Origin of the sequence: Blautia glucerasea, assembly GCF_013304385.1 — a bacterium.
In the GTDB taxonomy this organism is placed as follows: Bacteria; Bacillota; Clostridia; order Lachnospirales; family Lachnospiraceae; genus Blautia_A; species Blautia_A ammoniilytica.
Genome location: NZ_JAAITU010000030.1, coordinates 21,203 through 43,245 on the forward strand (window position 1 = coordinate 21,203; position 22,043 = coordinate 43,245).

A 22,043-nucleotide genomic window follows, 5' to 3' on the forward strand; every position below is an offset into this window, starting at 1 on the left:
CTTTAGTCATCCTCAAAGGCAAAGAACTTTTGCAACCGTTCCCGGCTTATTCTGTTCCATCCATCACTCCATAGCACTTTTCCGTTTTCTATAAAGACAAAGTAATTGCAGCACTCCGCAATCAGCTCCGGGTCATGAGTAACAATAAACAAGGTTTTCCCCAACGAACTCAATTCTCGCAAATTCTCTGCCACTTTTTTCATGTGCCGATAATCCAATCCGCTTGTAGGCTCGTCAAAAACAATAACCTGTTTATCAGACGCAATCGCGCTGGCAATCGCTACCCTCTGTTTCTGTCCGCCGGACAACGACATAGGATGGGCGTCTCTAAATTCTGAAATGTGCAGACTTTCCATAATACTTTCTGCCTCATGCACCGCTTTTTCTTCATCTGAATTATCCAGACTAAGCAAGATTTCATCCATTACACTTTCCGTAAAAAGTTGGTGGTTTACGTCCTGCATAACCATATAGCAGGTCTTAATTCTCTGATTTGCCATATAAGTTTTTCCATTCATGCTCATACAGCCTTTTGCGGTTTTGAGCAATCCGCATAAATTGTTAGCAAAAGTCGTTTTCCCGGCTCCATTGTTGCCGACTACTCCAACCACCGAACCTTGCGGAATCATCAAATCTGATATATCCAGCACCTTCCGCTTTTTCGTCTTACCTCCGGAAGCATTTTTATAAGAAACTTCAAAGTCCCTGATATATAGCTGCTTTGTCGCACACACTGTGCTCTGCATTTTACTAAAATCTTCAGACTGTAAAGTTCTAAGACCCAGCGCGTGCAATTCGCCTGTAGATTTCTTTTTGAAGTCGGAGATGGAAAGGTTTTCTTTTATTTGCCCGCCCTGCATATATAGAACGCGATCTGCAATATCCATCAGGTAATACAGGCGATGTTCCGCAATCACAATCGTTTTCCCCTGTGCTTTCCATTTCCGCAATACATCTTTTAATTCTCTGATTGATTTAATATCCAAATTGGAAGATGGCTCGTCCAGTACAAATATATCCGGTTCCATTGCGGAAACGGACGCACAGGCAATTTTCTGTTTTTCGCCACCGGACAGTGCAAATAAACTCCTATTCAGTAAATCTTCGATTTTTAACGCGCCTACCGTTTTTTCTATCCGCAAATTGATTTCGTCTGCGTCGATTGCCAAATTCTCACATCCAAATGCAATTTCACTGGTAGTATCCACTGTAAAAAATTGTGTCCTTGGATTTTGAAAAACAGAACCAACCACACCAGACAAAGCATAAAGGGATACATTTTTTACATCTATCCCTTCCACAATCGTCTGCCCGGTAAGCGTTCCTTCGTAATAATGCGGGATAAGCCCATTTATTAAACGTGTGAGTGTAGTCTTTCCGCAGCCGGATTCTCCGCAGATCAAAACAACCTCTCCGTCATGGATAGTCAAATTTATATTTTCGATTTTTCCTTTTGAACTGCCTTGCTCATATTGAAAGGCTACATCCTTAAACTCTATCATTTCAGCCCTCCTAAAAAAGCAGGAACACCAACAGGGCAGCAGTAACAATAATCATAAGCGCAAAATCTTTCCAATGGAAACCGATCTTACAAATGCTTGTACGCTTTTTTCCGTTTCCTAACCCTCTTGTCAAAGCTGCCGCAGACAGGTCATTCCCTATTGTTACTACAGACATCATAAGAGGGACAATTCGATATTCTAATACTGCTTGTGGATTCTTGAAAAAATTTTTCCCCGTGATTCCTCTCATACGCATAGCGTTTCCAATAGATCCCGCTTCTTCGGAAATTGTAGGGAAGAACCGGAACATAACAGAAAACGGGATAATGAATGCTTCTGGTATATGCATACGCTGCATGGCAAGGACAAATTCACTAACCTTTGTAGTCGAGAGAAGATAATAGCCCATCATGGCGCTTGGAAACCATCTTGTCCCAAATTGAGCCAACAGCGATATTATAATTGTTCCTATTAATCCCATATACGGAACAAGAAACACATTTACCGTCCACGAAACAATAAAAACAATTAAATAAATGATAGCAATCTTTTTCCTCCTGCCCGAAAGCAGGAGGAAAAAAGGTATCAATGCCAAAATCGGCTTTAACCAGAAACTAATACCGTCCGTTTTTCCATCAATCATTACAATGCTGAATATTACTAACATATACAGCTTTGTTCTCGGATCAATCCAAAAGCTCTGCTTAGAATCAACCGACAGTAATAATTCTGGTTTCATTAAACAATGCCCGCCTTTACAAAATGCTTCTTCAAAATTGCCTTGCCTAAATAAGCGCCGATCACTCCGCCGACGATGCCTAAAACAATAACTACCGGTAGCATCCAGTTAGCGGTAAGGCCCATAACGGCATTGATGTATTCATCCGTACCTCCCTTGCTTCTATAAGCCTCAAAAAAGGTATCTCTCATAATCCACATAGGCAGCATGGAGCCGATTACCCATTCGGTAAACACACAATATCCCAGCACAGTATGTTTCCAGCTTTTATATTCGCCTGCCTTGAAGATCAAATCAGCCAGGAAACCGAATACAATTCCAAACGGAATTGAAATCCAGCTTTGTCCCATCAGAAAGCAGAGGACACTGACCAGCGTACCCATAATAGTAGCCGCGCCGAATTTCCCTGTCTTTGTCAGAAACAGCATGAACGGGATGCCGCCCAGTATTCCCAACACCAATGGAATGATAACTGCAAAGATAGGAATGTAACCCAGCATACCCGTGATAAAGAACATCACAAAGTAGATGACAGTAAAGATACCAATGTTGATAAAGTCTTTTGCGTTCAATTTTTTCTTGTCCATTGTAGGAACTCCTTTCTTTTATGCAAGGCTGTCTGCCTTGATTTTCCAACCGATAGCTTTTTCTCTCATGCCAACAAAATCCGCATAAATACCTGCTTGCTTGATAAGCTCATCATGCGTACCTTGCTGAGAGATTTTACCACGGTCGATAACGATGATTTGATCCGCATTTTTTACGGTTTTCAACCGATGGGCGATCATAATAATTGTTTTCCCCTGTGTCAGCGCTTCAATCGCTTTCTGAAGCTCTGCTTCATTTTCGGGATCGACATTTGCTGTGGCCTCGTCAAGAATAATGATGGGCGCATCTTTCATAATCGCTCTTGCAATAGAAATCCTCTGCTTTTCGCCGCCGGAAATGGTCGCACCGCTTTCTCCGATTACCGTCTGGTAGCCCTCTGGCAATGCTGAAATGAAGTCATGGCATCTTGCCGCCTTTGCTGCCTTCACTACATCTTCATGGGTGGCGTTTGGGGAACCGAATTTAATATTGTTTTCAATCGTGTCCGGGAACAGATACACATTCTGGAATACCATGCTGATATTCTTCATCAAGCTGTCCAGCTTGTAATCTTTTACATCAATGCCGCCGATGCGGACGCTTCCGCTGTCAACATCCCAAAAACGTGCAATCAGATTCACCAGCGTGGTTTTTCCAGAACCAGACGGACCGACAATCGCCGTTGTGGTTCCTTGTGGAATCGTGAGCGATACATGGTCGATCACTTTTTTATCCCCGTAGGAAAAACTCACATCCTGCATTTCAATATCCAGCCGGTCTGGAGCTTGCTCTTTACCATCAATGTCAATCTGAGGACTTTGGTTGATTTCCTCCACACGATCAATAGAAGCATCGATCATTGAAAGCATAAAGAACATTTCTCCCGCACTCTCCAACTGGCTATATATCATGAACGCCGATACTAAAATTATCAGACAATATGTTAATTCCAGCGTACCGTTTATAAAAAGTGCGATAGAGCAGAAAGCAGCGGCGGCACTGGCAATCCGAAGGACAACCTGTTCGGCAGCTATATAGGGAATCCGCTGTCTTTCAATAAGCTGGTTTTTCTTCTGTGTTTCATCAATGGATTTTTCCAGCGTAGTATTTGACTGCTTTGCCATGTGGAACGCCCGCACAACGCCCATTCCCTGTATGTATTCCAGTACGGCATCCATGAACTCCGTCTGCGTCTCTAACCGTACGGGAGATAATCTTTTGGAGCAGCGCAGGAGCATTGTGTTGATTACCATGAACAAAATCACGCCAGCCAAAAAGATCAAACTGATTTTCCAGCTAAAGTAGCACATGGCAACAGAAAAAATACTGGCGTGGATTACACCCACCAAAGTCCGCACGATGATAGCAAAGGACATACTTTCGAGGTCGCTCATGGTCGCTGTTGAAACGGATGTGAGATTTCCCAGACTATGGCTGTTGAAGTAGCCCATCGGCATATACTTCATGCGGTTGCCAATTTGAATCCTCTTGTCCTCACACATTCGATAGCTACCTTCGCCTTCTTTACCATGCGCCAGATACCAGAAAATAATGGTGCCGATCACACTGACTAACATAATGCCAAAGGCAAGGAGCGCGGTTTGTGCGGTGATATTATCACGAACCAATCCATCCAAAACTACCAGAAGTGCGGCAAATTGCAGAGCTTCTAAAATGCAGCGTATGATTTCATAAAAGAGCCCCAAATACCAATTCCGGCTTTGGCGGCCTGCAAATTCAAAGAATTTCCGAAAAGAACGTATCATGCTGTTTTCACCTCCTTCGCGTCCATGTGAGCTGTCCACATCGTATGATAAAGGCTGCACTCTTTTAATAGTTCCTCGTGCGTTCCTTTTGCCTGGATTGTTCCATCCTTCACAACAACGATCTGGTCGGAATCCGTTATTGTTGACAGGCGGTGAGCAATTACAATCAATGTTTTGCCCTTTGTCAGTCGGCTGATGGCCTCCTGTATTACCGCTTCATTTTCCGGATCAGTATAGGAAGTGGCTTCGTCAAGGATTACAATCGGGGCGTTTTTCAGCATAGCTCTGGCAATCGCGATTCTCTGGCGTTCTCCACCAGACAAATGCCCTCCGGCACCGCCAACCACGGTTTCATATCCATGCTCAAGGTTCATAATAAACTCATGGCAGCCAGAATCCTTTGCAATCTGTTCCACTTCGGAATCGCTTGCCTCTGGCTTGCCCATACGGATATTGTTGCGCACCGTATCGTTAAATAGATAATTGTCCTGCGATACATAGGAAATCAAATCATTCAGTTGGTCGTTAGAAATTTCTTTTACGCTCTTATCGCCAATCGTAATCAGCCCACCGGTCACATCCCAAAAGGACGCAATCAATTTTGCAATCGTTGATTTTCCGCTGCCGGATGGCCCTACAAAGGCTGTAATTTTTCCCTGCGGAATTGTCAGATCAATTCCTTTCAAGACCTCTTTTTCCTCGTATGCAAAATGGACATTTTCCAGAGCAATATCAAGGTTCTGTAAATCACATTTCCTCTCCGGCCGGACAAGCTCCGGCTGGTTTAATATACCGTCAATCTCACCCATTACGGTGCCTATTTTTGCAATATCATCGGTAAAGAACATTGCGGCTACAAGCGGGCCTGCAATTCCCAACGACAGGACAGTTACCGTAATAAAGGTTGCGGCTGACAGGGAACCACTCATGTAAAACAGGCACCCGACGGGAAGTACGCTAATCAACGCCGCGGGCCATACACTCATCATAATCGCCGAATATTTTTGTGTATCTTTCATCCAGTCTAAAATCAGGTCTGCGTTTGCATGGACGGCATCTGTAAATTTCTGATAGGAATTATCTGCCTGATTAAACGCCTTAATGACTTCAATGCCGCCGATGTATTCTACCGTTGTTGCGCTCATGTGATTTCCAGCTTTTACAACTTCCCCATACTTCTTGGGATATTCCTTCATCATTCCCATGTAGCACATCATTCCAACAGGAATGGTAATCAGCGATACTAACGCCATTCGCCAGTCCAGAACGAACAAATAAACGATGATTGCGATTGGTACGAGAAGATTTGAAGTCATTTCCGGGATTACATGAGCAAGGGGAACCTCTAACTGTTCAATTCGTTCCACCATGCCATTTTTTAGTTGCCCGGACGGAGTATTGAGAATATAGCCCATAGGCACTCTGGTAAGTTTTGAAGCAATTTTTCGCCTTGCCTCGGACAGCACTTCAAAGGTCGCTTCATGGGATGCCCTCGTGGAAATCCCCATCAATATTGCTTTTAGGACAAAGCAGCCGCCGGAAATCAGACACCACACCATGTAAAATGATAAATCCCGATTCCCGGAGAGTAACTCAATCGTCATTCTGGCTGTTGCAAAATAGGGGACGATACCAAAGGCAACTCCCAACACAGCAAGAACAACAGAAACGATGTAGCCAGTCTTATGCGGCCTGGCAAACTCAATAAGTCTGCCAAATGGATTTCCGCCTTGCGACTGATCCATATAAATCCCTCCTTTAGTTAGATTTTACTAACTCTTATTCAAAAGAATAAGCCGATAATCTGTCATGTGATTTACACAAACAAATTATCGGCTCTGCGTCTTTGCGTCTGGCACTACTGATAATCGTATTTTCATATTGTCAACATCTATCAAACATTCCTGTTTGCATTTCGGACAAAATATTGGAAAGTTCTTCAACGAAGTGTCTGCGCGTATCTTTGTCCGCGTTCTGCATTTACAAAAAGGACAGTGTATCCATCCGCTTTCGTCCACACAAAATTCTTCTGTTTTTTGCATTTCCTTTGCACCTTCTTTCCTATTTTCGGTAATATTCTTTCCAGCCATTCCCATAAAAAGTGCGCAGCTCATTGATATAATTTTTTGCTTCCTCCATCGGCATATCGTGAATGACTACTTCAAATATACCAGAATAAAAAGCACTGGAAACAACGTGTAAGAATCCATCTGTAACTCGTCCTTCCGCCAGGGCTTTACTTCCCACTTGAATCAAGAATTTCTTTGTACAGTCCGTATCCAGTTGTACCAGCCCTTCTAAAAATTCCTGATAGTAGTTTCCCGGCGCTCCGGTAATCAGCAGCTTAAATTCAGAAAAATACTCATAGATATATGCAATCACGGCTTCAAAACCACGATCTGAGTATTCCATAAATTTTTCGTTCTGCTCATGCCCCGTCAAAGAAGAAAAATCACTGAATGATTGCCGCAATAACTCTTTCAGACCTTTAGCCACCGGTTCCACAAGAAAGCGGAACAATCCCTCTTTATCTGAATACCGCGTATATATTGTGCTGGTGCTGACACCGGCATTTTGAGCAATCGTCCGTATCGAAGCATCCGTATAGCCTTTTTCTAAAAATTCTTCTTTCGCACAGGCAAGAATTTTCTCGTCAAATCCTTCAATCCTACTTGCCATCGCTCATCCACCTTTCTTATTAAAACGGTGTTTTCAAAACATCGTATTCAAAACGCTGTTTTAATTATAGCAGAGAAGATTTATTTGTCAAGAGGCTACTTTTCTCTTTCTTGACACACCTTGAAATAGATATATAAACTGTTTATCGACTATCCAAAACCTCCGCTTCAAATTGTAGTATTACTCCAACGGCAAAATAGGTATAATCGCACCTTTTCATCGGTACAATAAGGTTATTCCTTTGCATAAACCGGAACGATACAATATTATTGAGGTGAACAATTATGCCGATTGATGATTTAACTGCTTTAGGGCAGAAAATGCGGGAAGCCCGAAAGAATAAAGAACTGACACAACAAGAACTTTCTGATCTGAGCCATGTTTCTGTAAAGCAAATCGCCAATATCGAAAAAGGAAAAATGAATCCTTCCTATTTGATTTTGAGAGCATTGGCAAAAATCTTGCACATCTCTTTAGATACGCTTATAAATCCAGATATTTCTCTGGAGGATAAAGGTATCAATCAGATGAAAATGCTTTATTCCAGCTGTCCGTCAGAAATGCGTGACACCTTTCTGCATCACACCCAGGAAACGGTGAAAGAACTGACAGAATTGTCCGAGAAATTTGAAACGAATTGAGCCAGTGAGTGAAATTTAACGATTCTCTCACTGGTTCTTTTCATTTCATATAAAATTAAAATTTCAATCAAATAAAAAAGTCAACTTACACATATCAAATTTCTTTTCATAGGTTATAACTTATATTCTATTTTAATTTTCAAAGTATACCATATCCCATGATCGTTCCGTTATTGATATCGTAGCTTCTCTGGTTCACGGCATCACTGGAGTTTCCCTCTACGGTGTATACGGTACTGCCCTCGGTTTTCTCCACGATTCCTACATGGTCTGAGGTTCCATCTCCGTTCCAGTCAAAAAAGATTAGGGTTCCGGGCGCTGGCGAGTATCCTCGGCTCTTCCATTTTCCCTTGTTCTGAAACCATGCGATTCCGTCATCACACAGAGAGAACTTCGGCATCTTACCGTTTTCGATTAATCCTGCCTGATCTCCACACCAGCTGGCAAAGCAGGCACACCATGCTACATGGCTGTCAAATCCATACCACGACCAGAACTTCTGGCCACCTTCATTTCCAAGCTGGGTAAGTGCCACGGATACAATCTGGCCGTTGCCTCCAAACAGGCCGGCAAACAATCCGCCGCTAGAATAATACCGCAGGACGTGAGGGACATATTCTGGATCCCCATAGGCACTCCAGCCATGTGAAGCCGCCTGTTCATTGGAAAACTGCAAAGCGTTTTCTGCACTGTAGCCCCCATAGTTTCGGAGAGCCCACGTTATGTACCCGTTTCCGTAGTTATACCCTTGCAGGGACAGCTTCAGCTTGTCCATGTCCTGTGGGCTGGTGCATCCGGCTTCTCTTAGGCAGTCCGCATAATACTGGATTCCTACCTGTATGGAGTAGTCCGCATCCTGGATGGCATTCGGGCTGTTGGAATACCGGGTGTTGTATGGGCACTCACTGCTCTGCATGGGATCGGTCCCCCGGCCGCCAGATTCCTGCATCATGATTGCCTGTATCACGGAAACGTATTCGGGGATTCCATACTGGTTGGCGTATTTCTGGATGGTTGCCGTATAGGAAAGTACTTCCTGGCTGAGTGCTTCGTTGCTCTCTGAGCTTCCAGAGAATGCCGCACCGCCAATGATCCCGACCATGATAACCAGAAGCAGAACCATGACCGCTCCGGCGGCTCCCAGTGCAGCCATCATGGACTGCACCGTTTTCGCTGCCGCTTCTACAGCGGCCTTAGCTGCCTTGAAGGTATTCTCTCCTGCCCTTGCCGTTTTCTGTATCCGGCGGACTCCATCGGAAGTCTGCAAGGCGGCTTTCTTCGCCGCCTGCTTCGCTGCCCTTCGTTCCATCTGCTTCTGCATCCGGGCTGTCAAGGCGTTGGAACTGGCCACCCGGAGCTTCTGCTCTGGCTGGATGCTGATCTTCACAGATGGAGGGGCGGTCTTAATAGTACGCCGCTGTATGGTCTTCGGCTCCAACCGTTTCCGTGGCTTTTCCTTGATCCGGATGCTTTCCGGCTGTTTCTGGCGGATGGCATTCTGCCTTGCGGTATCTTCGGCCTTGCTTTTCTGGTTTTGTCTTTTGATGGAAAGCGATCCACCTTCCGACATTTCCTGTCCATTCTGGATTCTTGGTGTCTCCCTAGCTGCCCGGATCTTCTGTTCTTTCGTTTTGACGGCATCTGAAATCGCCTTTTGCCGCTTGGCTTTCTGAATCTGGACTTCCTGGTTTTCCCGTTCCTTGACCTTCACACGGGATGCCCCCTGTTCCCGTTTTTTTTGCTTCGGTGCTTCCCGACTGACCGGATCGGGAGCCTGTGTGTCCCCTGTTCCTCTGGCGGCTTCTTTCTGCGCTTCTTTTTTACCAGTAACTCTCAGTTTGATCTTCTCGTAGGAAGTCTGTGCAGCTGTCTTTCCGGCTCTGGTTACAGTTCTGCCTGTCTTTCTTGCAGCCCATTCCTCTGCGGATGTGACTTTCCCACTGGCATATTCGGATAGGGACTGTTCTCCCATGTCATTGTCCCTGGCATTTGCGATGGTCTGGGATTTTTCCTTGCTCTCCAGTATGGCCGTCCGCATCAGCTCCTTGGGGATTCTGGAGGCAGGATTTTTGGTCTTTGGTTTTGTTGTAACTTCTTTGGTTTTGATATCCTTCATCTCACACCTCCAGTCCCGGCTTGTCCCGCTCTTACGCTTCGCCCGGCTTGGTCGTCATCAGGCGATACAGTTTTGTATTTCTTGGAAACGAATTTTCAAACGGCACCAGATTTCCGGAACAGCGGATCAGACCATGGCCGGCACCCACATTGGTGATGTAGGATAACTGGTTGTCTGAAATATTCAGAAGTGCCGCCAGCTCATCCCGGTCGGTGGTAGCCTGATTCAAAAGGATCAGGAACTCACTGTTCGCCAGCATCAGGCGGGCGGTATCGGATTTCAGAAGTTCCTCAACGTTCTGGGTAAGTCCGGTTACAAATCCGGAATACTTACGGATACGCTTGTACAGGCGGTAGAAAAAGTCCGCACTGTATTCATAGCGGAACAGCAGATAAAACTCATCCGCAAAGATCCATGTCGTTTTTCCCTTCTTCCAGTTCTGGATCACACGGTTAAAAATCGAATCCAGTGTGACCAGCATGCCAAGGGGCATCAGCTGTTCGCCCAGCTCCCGGATGTCATAGTCGATGATACGGCTCTTCGTGTTGACATTGGTTTCCTGGGCAAAGGTGTTCAGACTGCCATTGATAAACAGTTCCGAAGACAGAGCCAGCCCTCTGGCTTCTTCCTCCGGCTGGAGCATGAGTTGTCGGTACAGGTTCTTTAAGGTCGGCACCTGCCCTTTGTAACCGCCCCTCATATAATCCCGGTACACATCTGCGGTGCAGCGGTCAAGGATGGATTTCTCCTTTGCCGAAAGGTTTCCGGCTCCTACGAGCTGCTCAAACAGGGAAAGGATAAATTCTGACTTCTCAATCAGAGGATTTCGGTCATTGCCATAGGCAGAATCCATATCCAGTGCATTCAGATGGGTATCCGAGGTTGCCGAGATCCGGATGACCTCTCCGTTTAAGGCTTCCACTAGAGAAGCAAACTCCGACTCCGGATCGAGGATGAGGATGTCATCTTCCGTGGAAAGGGCAAGGTCTACGATCTCTTCTTTTGCCGAGAAGCTCTTTCCGGAACCGCTGACTCCCAATCGGAACGAATTTCCATTTAACAGCTTCCGGCGGTCTGCCACCAGCATATTTTTGCTGACTGCATTCTGCCCATAGTAGATGCCGCCCGGCTGCATGATCTCCTGCGTATGAAATGGAATCAATACAGCGGTGGACTCTGTGGTAAGGGTACGCACCGCATCGATCTTCCGCAGGCCATACGGCAGGACGGTGTTCAGCCCATCGACTTGTTGCCATTTCAGGGTTGCCATCTGGCAGAGATGTTTTCTTGCAATGGAATACAGGGTTTCCGTATCGGAATCCAGCTGTTTCTTGCTGTCTGCCATATGTACCATTGTCAGGATACCGAACATCATTCTCTGATCCCTGGTGGTCAGATCGTCCAGCATCTCCTTGGTCTCTTTTCTCTGCAGCTCCATGTCATAGGGAACTACGGCAGAAAAGTTATTATTTGCATTCTGGCGTCTCTGCCAGTTCGTCACGTTTGTCTCCACACCCAGCAGTCGATTCTGGATCTCACGCACCGCTTCATCTGTCGGCACCGGGATGATGTCAATGGACAGCATCAGGTTCCTGCCAAGGCTGCACAGTTCGGAGATCATCTCATCTTTCACATAGCTGGCGTAATCTTCCATGAAAAGGACTCTTCCGTACTGCTCACCCAGTTTAAAATGATCGTTGTGGAATTCCATCGTGTCCGGGCAGATCCAGTCTTTGAAGCTGTGCCCTTTTTTCGCAAAGGCTTTCATGTCAAATGGAAAACTCTGCAGAACATCTGCCTTGAAAAAGTCCCGGAAGATCTGGAGCCTCTGCTCTGCATCCAGCTCTTCCCCGATGGAGGACAGCTTGGCCAGATGGGTGATGATATCCGTTCCCACACGGGCGAAATAGGTCCTGGCTTCATCGATGTTCTTCTTGTGGACACTGACGGTCAGGTAGCGTTCCTGGTAGATGCTGTTGTTAGTACCGGAGATCTTGGACAAGAGCATGTCGTTGTACTCCTTCCGGTATTCATCGAGCCCGTCCCCTTTCATTGGGATCAGCAGGGACTGTTCAAACTCTTCTTTGTTGATCTTACGGTTGTTCAGGGTAATCTTCGCAGTACAGCCGGAATCCAGTGCATTTAAAAGTTCGGAATAATCCAGGAACATTTCTGTCTTGTCCGCTTTACTGGCAATGGAATAATTGATATCCGTAAACCGGAATGTCCGGGAAAATTTACTCTCTACCTGAAAAATCCCATCCGGCCAGATCTTGCGGATGGGGATTGCCTGCTGGACAGACCTCGGTACTTTAAATTTTTCTTTGTCCTGTTTCAGTGTCTGACTCAGGGTTTTAATCAAAGGCATCACCCCTTCCTCTTGGCTTCTTTGGTTTCTTCTGTTTCGTCCGCTTCTTCTCCAGAAGCTCCGCTCCGTTTCCCATCATTTTTTCACCCAGCCGCAGGCTCTCTTCCATGCAGGAAAAGTACAGGTTCTCCGATTTGAATACCAGCCGTTTCGGGTACAGCAGTTCGGATTTGATGACTGTCCATGCGAACTGTTCTGCCGTCATGCCGTGGTAACGGAAAAAACCGCAGGCTGCAAAGGGAGCCGCCCCAAGCACACACAGCCATCCGGTTACCTGTTCCCAGGCATATTTCCGGGTGAGGAAATAGATCCCAAGGGCTGCCAGGATCGCCAGTACCGAAAATAAGCACTGCCGGAAACTTAAGCCCCAGAACATTGACTCCTGATAGTCTCGGATTTCTTTATTCATTTTCACTTCCATGTTGTTTTCTACCTTTCTCTCTGTGATTTGTTCTTTGGTTTCTGCTTTGGTGCATCCGCAATCTGGATGCCGTGGCTTTCCATAAATTCTCTGGTTCCCTGCGGATCATATTCTGCCAGTTTCTTCAGGTCAAAGGCGACCTTCTGAAAGGTGCAGTAACCGGAAACTGCGGTCTCCGGAAGTACCCTGCCCAGCTTGTATTTCCGAATAAAACGCAGATGCTCTTTGCTGAAATTGTGGTCGATATAGGCTTCGTTCACACCGTTCAGCGGAGCATGGTGCAGGTTCACCGTAAGGTCGGAAAAAAGTTCCGGGTAGCCATATTCTATCTGGTAAATCCCGACATACAGGCGGTCTCTGTCCAAGTAGCCGCTGACCCGTAAGAATACTTCCTCTGGTTGCTCTCCACTGTCATAAATTAATTTCTTTGGTTCTTCCATTCCTTTCTGCCTCCTATAATCCCATGATTTCTTTTACGATCCGGTCAGATGCCTTCACTGCCCCGACCAGTACCAGTAAGTTAAAGACCAGCTCCCCGATGTAGTTCCAGACAATCGTCACAGCAGACAGACTGGTATCCCCGACGGCCGGCGGACTCGCCGCAAACACCGAAAAGATGATGCAGGCCAGTGCGATGATGGCACCTTCCAGACATACCCCGGCGTAGGAACGGATAAAGTTCTTCCCTACAGACTGGGTTGGTTCCCCGGCAAAGGTTGCCAGCGGGATCGGTGCGATGGCTGTGTACATATACAGCTTGAACATTCTTCCATATACAGTCAGGATCATCACAAAGGAAAGCACGGTAATTAACAAGCTGCCTAACAGGGTTACGATCCACAAAGGGATGGATTCCAGCATCCCGACTGCTTCGATCTTGTCCACAATCTCTGAGGGCAGTTCCGTCACCGTTCCACCTGCCATCCCGGAATGGGACATAATATTTGCCACGATTCCCTGCACAATGGAAAAAATTGCCGTCAGAAGCTCCATGCCGGACATGACGGCTCCCTGTGCCAGTGCGAAACGGATAAAGGCTTTCACTACGTGTTCCGGCTTCTTCATATCCGTGAAGCTCCCACAGGTTTTCACCAGCCCTGCCGCAAAAAATAAGACCAGCAGGCCGTACCCGATGGCTCGGAGCCCTCCGTTGATGTTCGTCATCACGCTCCAGATCGCACCGCCCTTGAAATTCTCCGGGCTTTGCGTCAGCAGTGTCCAGATCTCGGCCAGCTTGTCACTCCAGGTCTGCAAGGCAGAATTCAGATTCTGTACGATCCAGTTATCACTCAAACAGTTTCACCTCCCATCCTGCAAAAGTGAGCGGGGAACCCGCATTTCGCATGGCTCCCCTTCTGGTCTCTGATCCTAACCCATGATCAGATCCAGGATCTCTTTTGCAAAGGTAATGATGATACCGCCTGCCAGTGTCAGGAATCCGTTTGCCCTCTGGCTCGGATCGTGGCTCTTTAGGGACAGGCCGACCTGCACGATACCAAATCCAAGCAGGATCAGGCCAATGGCACGGATCAGGGAAAAGATAAACGTGGACAGGTTATTGACGACTGCCAGCGGATCGCCTGCAGCGTAAACGCAAGTTGCCCCAATGCAGAAAGTCAGCACCATCACCGCATACAGGGCAAACAGTTTCTTCTGCCCTCTCTTCATCTTCAGCGGTGTGGTCTCTTTTTTTGTTTCTGTGTGTTTCTTATTTTTCAGTAAATTCATCGGCATTCCTCCAATCAAAAAAGCTCCCCGATGATGTCCTCATCCAGAAGCAGTTCGTAGTCGTTATATCTTGTTTCGTCAAAGGTAAAATCGTCATGTGCCAGCGGTGCTTTCGCATAGTTGAACGGGCCGGCACCGCCGTCTTCGGTATACCGGATGTTGGGATGCTTCATCAGGTCATACTTGGCATCCAGTATGGGCCGTTCCCCGCGGATAAACAGAAGTGCATTCTGGTTATCCAGCATACGGACTTCATCCGGCTGTAACAGCTCCCTTCCGCTCTGCTGGAAGTTGGTGGAGTAGCTGCCGGATTTTCCTTTGGTCTGCCCGTAGGTGTTGGTGTCTATGGTTTCTTTCCCCAGTAATTCTGATACATATTTGTGTGTCTCTTTTTCATTGCCGCCCAGGTACAAAAACTCATCGCAGTTGCCCACCAGACTTTCCCAGGAGTCCTTGAACAGAGCCTTTAGCTGGCTCATGTTCTGGATGATGATGCTGCAGTAAATGGAACGGGAACGGCAGGTTGCCAGGATCTTCTCAAACTCATTTGGCAGGGATACGTTTGGAAACTCATCCATGATACAGTTGACCGGAACCGGGAGGGCACCGCCATGCACACGGTCTGCCATATAATAAAGAGTCTGGAAAAGCTGGCTGTAGATCATACCTACCAGATAATTCAAAGAGGTGTCCGCATCCGGAATACAGCAGAAAAGGGCAACTTTTCTTTCGCCCATGCTGGAAAGATCCAGTTCATCGGTATTGGTCAGCTTGGCGATCTGCGGCAGGTTGAAGGCTGCCAGACGGACACCAACACTGATCAGGATGGACTTGGCGGTCTTTCCAGAGACGAATTGTCAAGGACTTTTTAATCAAATTCACAAAAAAGGTGCCAGAAGCACCGTATGGCTCCTGACACCTCGTTTGATAGATTACATTTTTCCGTTCAGCAGGTCTTTGCAGAGATACGCATAGTCTGGCAGCTGGTTGATATATGGCTCCCAGCGCCGCTTGATTTCGGCTAATTCCAGCGGGTCGGCTGCTTCCAGTGCATGATCGTTGCCCGTCATATACAAAACATCCGTAGCAACATCGTCCAAACACCTGCCACAGAGATCGGCGGCAGATTCGATTCTGATACCGGTATCCACATAGACTGGATTTACGCCAATCGCCAGCCAGACATAGCCTACCTTGTCCGACCAGAGCAGTTCAAAATCAGGGCTTTGCCGCAGATGTTCCTCAAAGACCTCCTTTACTCGTTCAATTTCATGCTTCTCTTTTTCTGTGTAAAGCATTTTCGTGTCCTCCTTGACAAAAATTTTGGTGCGTACCATCATCAGTTTAGCACAAGGCGGCTTCGTTTATCAGTCTGTCACATCTGCTGAATTTCATTTTTGAGCATACGCTTGATTTTATCGCTCATGGTTTCTGTGCTGGTATTGCTGAAATGGACATGAACCTTGTAGGTTGTCTTACCGATTTTCTTTACCATCGCTGGCGTGTTTTCCGGCGCTCTGGACGCAGTAACGGCGTCTGCCACCTGCATAGTACGGGGTTCTTTGTTCATGGCGCTCCTTTCTCCGAACGGGTCTGTGCCGCCCGGTAAAAAATCAGTCTTGCTTACTGTTTACAATTTCTTTTGCTGTCTGTCGGGTAGCACCGGCATTTTCTTCCCGGAAATTCTTCCCGTCAAAAAGAATCGGCGCACACCGTTCCAGAATACGGTCATAGATACGGGCGTGGGCCAGGTCAGGCGGGTTCTTGAGTTCGGCCAGTTTCAGGTTGGTGGTGATGATCATGGGCCTGCGGCTGCGGTATCGGCTGTCAATGACGAAAAACATCTGCTCCATCGCATACTCGGTACTGCGCTCCACACCCAAATCGTCAATGATAAGCAGGTCGTATTCGTCAAAGCTGGCGATAAAGTCGGCCCTGTCTTCGGAGAACATCCCTGTCAGGCGGTTCAGGATGGTGGGAAAGTTCGTCATCAGCACAGGCACATCCCGGTCAAGTAGAGCATTGGCGATACATCCGGCGAAAAAAGATTTGCCGGTTCCCACATCTCCAAACAGCAAAAGCCCGATATTGCTCTTATATGCTTCTTTCCAGTTCTCCACATAGGCGCGGGCCTTGTCCATCAATGGGTTTTGGCCGTTGTCGTTGGCAAAGGTGTAGTCATAGAGATAGCGGTCTTGCAAGCCCTGTGCCTTTCGGCGTTTGATACGCTCCATGCGGCGCTGCCGTTCTTCAGCAGCCTTGCGCTGTTCCTCGGCCTCCTGCTGGCACTGGCAGATGCAGCGGGGCATGAAGTAGCCTGGTTTTCCAAAGCATGGCACAACGGTCTGCCTCTGGCCGCCGCACTTCTTACAGTGAATGAGGCCGTCTGCCGGGTCTATGTACTCGTCCCCGGCCAGTTCCACACCGGCGGCTGCCTTGTCGATCAGCGCCCGGATTTCTGCGGTAATCTCAATCATACGGTTTCATCTTCCTTTACGCTGTAATCCCGGTTGCGGGTGGGCGGGGCTGCTTTCTTCGCGTCCTCACCGGCCCAGCGCCGGATGGTGGCGGCATGGCTCTGATACCGCTTACCGGTAGAGGCCATGTATTCGGACAGCTTTTCGATGTACTGGCCCCATACAGTGGGAAAACTGGCCTGCAAGTCTGCCAGTTCCTCGTCCGTCAGGAAAACATTCTGGTAACGGCCATAGGCGCGGGCGGAGCGTCCCTTCTCTATCTCTCTCTTTATCTCTATCTCTTTCTCTAACTCTATCTCTATCTCTGGTGGACGAATGTCGGACAAATGTCCGTCGTTTGTCCGGGGCGCGGAAAGAGCCTTGTTTTGGAGCCTCGCCGCACGCTTTCGCTCGGCCTCGGTGGAGGACTGGCCGATCAGCAGTTCAATATTGCTCATGTAGAAGGTGCCGCTGTCCAGCACTTCCACAAGACCCAGCTTCAAAAAGATCTGCAAGGCTCTCTCCACAGTGCCGATCTGCTGGCGGGTAATGGTGGCGATCATCTGCGCCGTGTAGGGGATGTCCTCGTCAAGCTGGAGCCGCCCGCCATGTTTCAGCGATTTCAGATACAGCTTGAGCAGAATGTTGGAATATAGCACACCGTCCTGCATACTTTCCAACAGCACGATGGAATCATCGTCAAAATAGTTTTCTTTGAGTTTCAGGTAATAATATTTTCGGTTGTCTGACATAGGGTTCCTCCTTGGGGTTTCTCTTGGGATTCTGTACGCATTTTAAGGCCGTTTTAGGGGTCGGAGGATAAATCTATCAGCCTGCCTTTGACACCCTCGAAAAAATCCTTGATTTACAAGGGTTTTTCAGCCCCTAAAGCGTGACATTTCTCCCGTTGTTTCCGCTTGCGCTTTGCGGCGTTGATCCGCTTCATGCGTGCGGCACATTCCGGGCAGTATTTGGCCCTGTTAGAACCGGGGGTAAACAGCGCCCCACATACGGCGCATTTCTTAGCATTCAGCCGGTGGAACAGCGCCGTTTCCAGTTCCTTATCCTGCGGCAATACCGCCGCCCGAAACCACCTGCACAACAGGGAGTAGGAAATAGACTGGACACAGACACATTCCTCCCCATCGTCCAGGGCGATACAGTTTCCGTCGATGTAGTTACAGCACTCATGCACCAGCCTCCGCGCTCTGCGGTACTGGCGGTAATCCATGACAGGGATAGGTTCAGACTTATTGTTCTTCATAAATGATTTCTTTCATAGTGTAGCTAACCTCCTTGAATGAATTTATTTTTAAATATTCGTGCAAAGTATTGTTTTCTTCGTGCAAATGGCATATACTATAATTGCCAGCAGAAAGGGGTTGATCGTATGGCTGGAAATACCACAAACATCAGTATCCGCATGGACGCAGATTTGAAAGCGCAGGCGGACGCACTGTTTACTGAACTTGGCATGAACCTGACTACGGCGTTTAACATCTTTGTGCGCCAGTCGCTTCGTGAAGGCGGCATTCCCTTTGAAGTAAGGCTGGAACAGCCCAACAAGGAAACGATTGCTGCCATGCTGGAAGCGGAAAGGATTGCAAAAGACCCGTCTGTAAAGGGATACAATGACCTTGACGAGTTGTTTGCCGACCTGAAAAAATGAGGAAAACAAAGTACACCGTCAAGTACACGACCGCTTTCAAAAAGGACTACAAGCGGGCAATCAAGCGCGGCCTGAAAATCGAATTGCTGGAACAGGTCGTGGCGCTGCTGTCGATGGGCGAACCGCTGCCGGATAAAAACCGCGATCACGATTTGTCCGGCGATTGGGTGGGCCATCGGGAATGTCACATTCTCCCGGACTGGCTGCTCATTTACCGTATCGAGGATGATGTGCTGGTGCTGACGCTTGCCCGCACCGGGTCGCACAGCGACTTGTTCGGCAAATAAACCATCTGCCGCCGTATGGGAAAACCTGTACGGCGGTTTTTCTGTGTGCAAAAGGGTGTCGTGAAACGCGACGCACCTGAAAGGGGTCGGCAAAGCGCCGTACCCTTTACCGCTCCGGCCCCCGGTCGCGGGGCTTGTCCCGTTCCTGCCGGGCCAGTTGGTCGGCGGCCTTGCGGAGCCGTTCCACAGCTTTTAGCTCCTCCCGCATAGCTTTCATGTCGATGCTGTCCGTCTGCTTTCCGGCGGTCAGCTGGTCGATCTCCCGCTGCCATGCCTTCGGGGTGATTGCCTCGCCGTTGTCTTTCAAGTCTTTCAGATACCGGGTCGCTGCGTCATACAGAATCAGTTCCCGGCTGTGGCGCTGTTCAAACTGTTCCCGCTTTTCCGGCTTTACTTTGGCAAGCTGTTTGTGGATGGACTTGTACTGGTTGTACTGTTCCCACATCTCCCCGCGTTCGGTAAGAATGGCGATCCGGCGCTCAGCCTTGACGATCTTTCCCCGCAGGTCATAGTAACGGCTGTTCATATCAGCGATTTTTTCATGAAGCTGCTGCATAGACTGGATGCCGTTTGCCTGCAAAAAGCTGAATAGTGTAGCGCTTTCCTGCAAAGCCCGGATTTTGCCGGTGCGGGTGCGGGGAGCGTTCAACTGCTGCTGAGCCTCCCACAAAGCTGTCAAGCTGCTTTGCTGTGTTTGTGGTTTTTCCGTTTCGGCTTTCGACCAGCGATAAAGACGGGTAATGCGGGCTTTGATTTCTTTCAGCAGCTTGTTGTCGGCAACGATCTGCCGGTTTACTTCGCCCTTGTCGGTGCGGATGCCGCGCTTTTCCATTTGGCTGGCGGCTGGCCCCAGATGGACAGAGGGAATCTTATCAATGCCCTGCCGCTTGTAGCTGCGATGGTCAATGCGCTCCGGTCTGCCGGCAGATTCCAACGCCCGATTGGTGTAGGCCGCCCACGCTGCCCGCCAAATCTCCACATTTTCTTTATCGTTCCAGTCGGTCGTATCCTCTCTGTGATTTTTCCAACCGCCTTTCCCATCCGGGATACGCTGTCCATTCTCGTCCAGATCGTATGCCTTGCGGCACTTTGCGCCCCACTGTCCATTTTCTTTCAAAGGCCGGAGCGTCAGCATGATATGGACATGAGGATTGCCAGTTCCCTTGTCATGGATAGCAAAGTCGGCACACATTCCTTTGTCTACAAAGTTGTCCTTCACATAGGCGCGCACAAGGGCAAGCTGCTGTTCGCCGGACAGTTCACGGGGCAGGGCTGCTTCAATCTCGCGGGCAAGCTGGCTGTCCCTGGCTTTCTCGATCTGCTCCACGCTGTTCCAGAGGATAGATCGGTCTGCAAATTCCGGCGGCGCGTGGGCAGGCAGCATGATCTCCGCATGGACAATGCCGCCTTTCCGGGTGTAGTCGTGGGTCATTCCGTCCCATTCATTTGTCAGCTTGGTTCCGCTGCGGTAAGCAGCTGCGGCAACGGCAGAACGGCCTGCGCTGCGCTTGATGATACTGACGGGGATATGACAGAAATCTATGGGGAACACCTCCTTTCAGTGAGGGGATAACAGGCTCTGTGGAGCCGGACAAACGCAAAGCGGGTGTTTGGCTGCGCAGAGCGCACAAGGGGTTTGGGGAGCGTAGCTTCCCATCGCGGACGAAGTACGCAACGCCCCCGGCAGGGCGCACAGCACCGGCAACGGTGTATAAGTGCGCCCTTGTAAACAAGGGACTTATGGCGTGTCCCCGGATTTTGGCAGGTTTGCAGTCAATTCCGCAGCCCCCGGAAGATGGGACAGGGTAATCAGAAATGCTTTGACCTCTGCGCCGGAAAGGTCGGGAGCCAACGGGAAAATCCCCTCCAAAACGGCTCCACGCTCAATCAGGCGGCGGGTGCGAACCCTGCGTTCTTCGTTCCGCTGCTTGTTCTCCAAAATCTTCTTTCGGTTTTCAAGCTGCCGAATCTCCTTCAGGACTTTCTCCCGTTCTTCTTTTTGGGGGTGGGCTGTAATTTTTTCGTTCATGTCAGGCACCTCTTTTCTTTGGAAATACTCATAGATTGACCGTCCATTTCTGTCGAGCAAAGTACCGGCGCAGTCTCCGCAGTGCGGCATGGATGGATTTTCCCGCCTGTGATGGCGTGATACCCTCCATTGCGGCAATATCTTTCACTTTCATACCCAGCATATAGCGGGCATGGACACGGCGAGCCTGCATAGGCGGCAGGGAGGAAATGGCTTCATACAATCGCCGTATCAGTTCTTCGTATTCGGCCAATTCTTCTTTTTCTATCAGGTAGTCCTCCGGCGATGGCTGCGCCCAGCCGATGGCGGCATTTTCGATTCCATCGTTACAATCGAGGGAATAAAACGCCTTATACCGGAACATCTTGCGATCTCTGGCGGCCTCGGCTCTCTTGTCCAGAAGAAACGCTTCGACGATCTCATCGGACACCTCCACAAAAATGTCCTCTTTGCAAAATGGATAATATTGTTTGAGATTGATGGTCTGCATAGGCACGCCCTCACTCTGTTTGAAAAAGGACATCATAGCAACGGCGCATATTCCGCAGCCCCCGGTGGATGGCAACGCTGACCTTACTGCTATGGATACCCTCTCTCCGGGCGATTTCCGGCTGCTTGATACCGGCAATGTAGTAGGCGTGAACACGGCGGGCCTGTGTCGGAGTGGCATGAGCCAGAGCCACCGGCAGAGCTGCAATCAGGTATAGGCGGGTGGTCATTTCTTCTCGTTCCAGCAAAATATCTTCCGGCGATCTGCTGTGTTCCAGTGCGTAATTTTCCAGCCAGCTGTATGCGTCCAGAGAGTAGTAGGCGCGGTGGTAGACTTTCCGACGCTCATAGTTCTCCATCTCCCGCTTGGCCTGATACATCGCTGCCCATACCTCGTCCGTAACATCCACAAACTCGTCATGCCGGTAGTGGGGATACATCCACCGCAGATTGATTGTTTTCATAGGCTTACCTCCTGAAAATCGGAGAGGCGGACAGCTCGTCCGCTGTCCGCCCCTCGCTGAGATAAGGGAAATAATCCCTTTCACTTGGTAGCCAGAAAACA

25 protein-coding genes and 1 pseudogene are annotated in these 22,043 nt (G+C 48.5%); 3 read left to right on the forward strand and 23 right to left on the reverse strand.

The genetic code is table 11. The annotated features are described in order from the left end of the window. Window positions 1-2: 2 nt before the first annotated feature. The 7 genes from G5B11_RS11990 to G5B11_RS12020 all read right to left on the reverse strand — a co-directional run bounded on the left by G5B11_RS11990 (window position 3) and on the right by G5B11_RS12020 (window position 7,274). On the reverse strand, window positions 3-1,502 hold the full coding sequence (locus G5B11_RS11990; RefSeq protein WP_055155785.1) for an ABC transporter ATP-binding protein: 1,500 nt from the start codon (window positions 1,500-1,502) through the stop codon (window positions 3-5). A gap of 10 nt (window positions 1,503-1,512) precedes the next feature. Then, complete coding sequence (locus G5B11_RS11995; RefSeq protein WP_055155784.1) at window positions 1,513-2,241, reverse strand: energy-coupling factor transporter transmembrane component T; 729 nt, start codon at window positions 2,239-2,241, stop codon at window positions 1,513-1,515. Then, window positions 2,241-2,828: an MptD family putative ECF transporter S component gene (locus tag G5B11_RS12000; protein WP_055155783.1), complete on the reverse strand. Its 588-nt coding sequence runs from the start codon at window positions 2,826-2,828 to the stop codon at window positions 2,241-2,243. Before G5B11_RS12000 ends, G5B11_RS11995 begins: the two co-directional genes overlap by 1 nt. An 18-nt stretch (window positions 2,829-2,846) precedes the next feature. Then, window positions 2,847-4,595 carry an ABC transporter ATP-binding protein gene (locus G5B11_RS12005; protein ID WP_035304106.1) on the reverse strand — a complete coding sequence of 583 codons (1,749 nt, stop codon included), beginning with the start codon at window positions 4,593-4,595 and terminating at the stop codon, window positions 2,847-2,849. Then, a complete protein-coding gene (locus G5B11_RS12010) occupies window positions 4,592-6,340 on the reverse strand; it encodes an ABC transporter ATP-binding protein (protein WP_009589173.1) in 1,749 nt (582 codons plus the stop codon). The genes G5B11_RS12005 and G5B11_RS12010 overlap by 4 nt, the downstream gene beginning before the upstream one ends. A gap of 84 nt (window positions 6,341-6,424) precedes the next feature. Continuing rightward, the gene (locus G5B11_RS12015) at window positions 6,425-6,709 is read right to left on the reverse strand and encodes a cysteine-rich KTR domain-containing protein (protein ID WP_334291738.1); all 285 of its coding nucleotides are present in this window, start codon (window positions 6,707-6,709) and stop codon (window positions 6,425-6,427) included. Next, window positions 6,657-7,274 carry a TetR/AcrR family transcriptional regulator gene (locus G5B11_RS12020; protein ID WP_055155782.1) on the reverse strand — a complete coding sequence of 206 codons (618 nt, stop codon included), beginning with the start codon at window positions 7,272-7,274 and terminating at the stop codon, window positions 6,657-6,659. Before G5B11_RS12020 ends, G5B11_RS12015 begins: the two co-directional genes overlap by 53 nt. A gap of 284 nt (window positions 7,275-7,558) precedes the next feature. On the opposite strand from G5B11_RS12020, the gene G5B11_RS12025 reads away from it, so the two are divergent. After that, entirely contained in the window at window positions 7,559-7,915 is a 357-nt protein-coding gene (locus G5B11_RS12025) for a helix-turn-helix domain-containing protein (RefSeq protein ID WP_055155781.1), read from the forward strand. A gap of 139 nt (window positions 7,916-8,054) precedes the next feature. Here the strand turns inward: G5B11_RS12025 and G5B11_RS12030 are convergent, their stop codons facing one another. The 12 genes and pseudogenes from G5B11_RS12030 to G5B11_RS12085 form a co-directional block, all read right to left on the reverse strand. Then, a complete protein-coding gene (locus tag G5B11_RS12030; protein WP_055155780.1) occupies window positions 8,055-10,031 on the reverse strand; it encodes a lysozyme family protein in 1,977 nt (658 codons plus the stop codon). 31 nt (window positions 10,032-10,062) lie between these two features. Next, window positions 10,063-12,393, reverse strand: coding sequence for a VirB4-like conjugal transfer ATPase, CD1110 family (locus tag G5B11_RS12035; RefSeq protein ID WP_330603131.1), 2,331 nt, complete (start codon window positions 12,391-12,393; stop codon window positions 10,063-10,065). Beyond that, on the reverse strand, window positions 12,386-12,820 hold the full coding sequence (locus tag G5B11_RS12040; RefSeq protein WP_055155778.1) for a PrgI family protein: 435 nt from the start codon (window positions 12,818-12,820) through the stop codon (window positions 12,386-12,388). Before G5B11_RS12040 ends, G5B11_RS12035 begins: the two co-directional genes overlap by 8 nt. 8 nt (window positions 12,821-12,828) lie before the next feature. Continuing rightward, window positions 12,829-13,260: a DUF4313 domain-containing protein gene (locus tag G5B11_RS12045; protein WP_055153545.1), complete on the reverse strand. Its 432-nt coding sequence runs from the start codon at window positions 13,258-13,260 to the stop codon at window positions 12,829-12,831. 13 nt (window positions 13,261-13,273) lie between these two features. Beyond that, window positions 13,274-14,113, reverse strand: a complete 840-nt coding sequence (locus tag G5B11_RS12050) for a hypothetical protein (protein ID WP_019162185.1) — start codon at window positions 14,111-14,113, stop codon at window positions 13,274-13,276. A 75-nt stretch (window positions 14,114-14,188) separates the two neighbouring features. Then, complete coding sequence (locus G5B11_RS12055) at window positions 14,189-14,548, reverse strand: hypothetical protein (RefSeq protein ID WP_019162186.1); 360 nt, start codon at window positions 14,546-14,548, stop codon at window positions 14,189-14,191. A gap of 14 nt (window positions 14,549-14,562) precedes the next feature. Next, window positions 14,563-15,396, reverse strand: a pseudogene (locus tag G5B11_RS12060) (VirD4-like conjugal transfer protein, CD1115 family); the annotation flags it as partial. A gap of 84 nt (window positions 15,397-15,480) precedes the next feature. Then, complete coding sequence (locus G5B11_RS12065) at window positions 15,481-15,846, reverse strand: hypothetical protein (RefSeq protein ID WP_002596334.1); 366 nt, start codon at window positions 15,844-15,846, stop codon at window positions 15,481-15,483. Between the two features lie 77 nt (window positions 15,847-15,923). Further along, on the reverse strand, window positions 15,924-16,097 hold the full coding sequence (locus G5B11_RS12070) for a transposon-encoded TnpW family protein (RefSeq protein WP_008978040.1): 174 nt from the start codon (window positions 16,095-16,097) through the stop codon (window positions 15,924-15,926). 64 nt (window positions 16,098-16,161) lie between these two features. Then, complete coding sequence (locus G5B11_RS12075) at window positions 16,162-17,025, reverse strand: ATP-binding protein (RefSeq protein ID WP_118575720.1); 864 nt, start codon at window positions 17,023-17,025, stop codon at window positions 16,162-16,164. After that, window positions 17,022-17,756 (reverse strand): phage replisome organizer N-terminal domain-containing protein, encoded by a 735-nt coding sequence (locus G5B11_RS12080; protein WP_002596331.1) that lies wholly within the window; start codon window positions 17,754-17,756, stop codon window positions 17,022-17,024. Before G5B11_RS12080 ends, G5B11_RS12075 begins: the two co-directional genes overlap by 4 nt. Before the next feature lie 113 nt (window positions 17,757-17,869). After that, window positions 17,870-18,268: a cysteine-rich VLP domain-containing protein gene (locus tag G5B11_RS12085; protein WP_148462897.1), complete on the reverse strand. Its 399-nt coding sequence runs from the start codon at window positions 18,266-18,268 to the stop codon at window positions 17,870-17,872. 126 nt (window positions 18,269-18,394) lie between these two features. On the opposite strand from G5B11_RS12085, the gene G5B11_RS12090 reads away from it, so the two are divergent. Further along, window positions 18,395-18,673 carry a type II toxin-antitoxin system RelB/DinJ family antitoxin gene (locus G5B11_RS12090; RefSeq protein WP_014081141.1) on the forward strand — a complete coding sequence of 93 codons (279 nt, stop codon included), beginning with the start codon at window positions 18,395-18,397 and terminating at the stop codon, window positions 18,671-18,673. Next, window positions 18,670-18,960, forward strand: a complete 291-nt coding sequence (locus G5B11_RS12095; RefSeq protein ID WP_003509355.1) for a type II toxin-antitoxin system YafQ family toxin — start codon at window positions 18,670-18,672, stop codon at window positions 18,958-18,960. Before G5B11_RS12090 ends, G5B11_RS12095 begins: the two co-directional genes overlap by 4 nt. A 106-nt stretch (window positions 18,961-19,066) precedes the next feature. On the opposite strand, the gene mobQ is transcribed toward G5B11_RS12095, so the two are convergent. From mobQ to G5B11_RS12115, 4 genes are all read right to left on the reverse strand, one after another. After that, window positions 19,067-20,512, reverse strand: coding sequence for a MobQ family relaxase (gene mobQ, locus G5B11_RS12100; RefSeq protein WP_148462896.1), 1,446 nt, complete (start codon window positions 20,510-20,512; stop codon window positions 19,067-19,069). 186 nt (window positions 20,513-20,698) lie between these two features. Then, window positions 20,699-20,989: a DUF3847 domain-containing protein gene (locus G5B11_RS12105; RefSeq protein ID WP_062808218.1), complete on the reverse strand. Its 291-nt coding sequence runs from the start codon at window positions 20,987-20,989 to the stop codon at window positions 20,699-20,701. A gap of 28 nt (window positions 20,990-21,017) precedes the next feature. Next, window positions 21,018-21,479 (reverse strand): RNA polymerase sigma factor, encoded by a 462-nt coding sequence (locus G5B11_RS12110; RefSeq protein WP_009296689.1) that lies wholly within the window; start codon window positions 21,477-21,479, stop codon window positions 21,018-21,020. Between the two features lie 10 nt (window positions 21,480-21,489). Further along, window positions 21,490-21,942: an RNA polymerase subunit sigma-24 gene (locus G5B11_RS12115; protein WP_097792201.1), complete on the reverse strand. Its 453-nt coding sequence runs from the start codon at window positions 21,940-21,942 to the stop codon at window positions 21,490-21,492. Between the last annotated feature and the right edge of the window lie 101 nt (window positions 21,943-22,043).

Coding starts and splice junctions, on each gene's coding strand:
- G5B11_RS11990 (WP_055155785.1), bottom strand. CDS start 1,502: ATGATAGAGTTTAAGGATGTAGCCTTTCAATATGAGCAAGGCAGTTCA.
- G5B11_RS11995 (WP_055155784.1), bottom strand. CDS start 2,241: ATGAAACCAGAATTATTACTGTCGGTTGATTCTAAGCAGAGCTTTTGG.
- G5B11_RS12000 (WP_055155783.1), bottom strand. CDS start 2,828: ATGGACAAGAAAAAATTGAACGCAAAAGACTTTATCAACATTGGTATC.
- G5B11_RS12005 (WP_035304106.1), bottom strand. CDS start 4,595: ATGATACGTTCTTTTCGGAAATTCTTTGAATTTGCAGGCCGCCAAAGC.
- G5B11_RS12010 (WP_009589173.1), bottom strand. CDS start 6,340: ATGGATCAGTCGCAAGGCGGAAATCCATTTGGCAGACTTATTGAGTTT.
- G5B11_RS12015 (WP_334291738.1), bottom strand. CDS start 6,709: ATGAGCTGCGCACTTTTTATGGGAATGGCTGGAAAGAATATTACCGAA.
- G5B11_RS12020 (WP_055155782.1), bottom strand. CDS start 7,274: ATGGCAAGTAGGATTGAAGGATTTGACGAGAAAATTCTTGCCTGTGCG.
- G5B11_RS12025 (WP_055155781.1), top strand. CDS start 7,559: ATGCCGATTGATGATTTAACTGCTTTAGGGCAGAAAATGCGGGAAGCC.
- G5B11_RS12030 (WP_055155780.1), bottom strand. CDS start 10,031: ATGAAGGATATCAAAACCAAAGAAGTTACAACAAAACCAAAGACCAAA.
- G5B11_RS12040 (WP_055155778.1), bottom strand. CDS start 12,820: ATGGAAGTGAAAATGAATAAAGAAATCCGAGACTATCAGGAGTCAATG.
- G5B11_RS12045 (WP_055153545.1), bottom strand. CDS start 13,260: ATGGAAGAACCAAAGAAATTAATTTATGACAGTGGAGAGCAACCAGAG.
- G5B11_RS12055 (WP_019162186.1), bottom strand. CDS start 14,548: ATGAATTTACTGAAAAATAAGAAACACACAGAAACAAAAAAAGAGACC.
- G5B11_RS12065 (WP_002596334.1), bottom strand. CDS start 15,846: ATGCTTTACACAGAAAAAGAGAAGCATGAAATTGAACGAGTAAAGGAG.
- G5B11_RS12070 (WP_008978040.1), bottom strand. CDS start 16,097: ATGCAGGTGGCAGACGCCGTTACTGCGTCCAGAGCGCCGGAAAACACG.
- G5B11_RS12075 (WP_118575720.1), bottom strand. CDS start 17,025: ATGATTGAGATTACCGCAGAAATCCGGGCGCTGATCGACAAGGCAGCC.
- G5B11_RS12080 (WP_002596331.1), bottom strand. CDS start 17,756: ATGTCAGACAACCGAAAATATTATTACCTGAAACTCAAAGAAAACTAT.
- G5B11_RS12085 (WP_148462897.1), bottom strand. CDS start 18,268: ATGAAGAACAATAAGTCTGAACCTATCCCTGTCATGGATTACCGCCAG.
- G5B11_RS12090 (WP_014081141.1), top strand. CDS start 18,395: ATGGCTGGAAATACCACAAACATCAGTATCCGCATGGACGCAGATTTG.
- G5B11_RS12095 (WP_003509355.1), top strand. CDS start 18,670: ATGAGGAAAACAAAGTACACCGTCAAGTACACGACCGCTTTCAAAAAG.
- G5B11_RS12105 (WP_062808218.1), bottom strand. CDS start 20,989: ATGAACGAAAAAATTACAGCCCACCCCCAAAAAGAAGAACGGGAGAAA.
- G5B11_RS12110 (WP_009296689.1), bottom strand. CDS start 21,479: ATGCAGACCATCAATCTCAAACAATATTATCCATTTTGCAAAGAGGAC.
- G5B11_RS12115 (WP_097792201.1), bottom strand. CDS start 21,942: ATGAAAACAATCAATCTGCGGTGGATGTATCCCCACTACCGGCATGAC.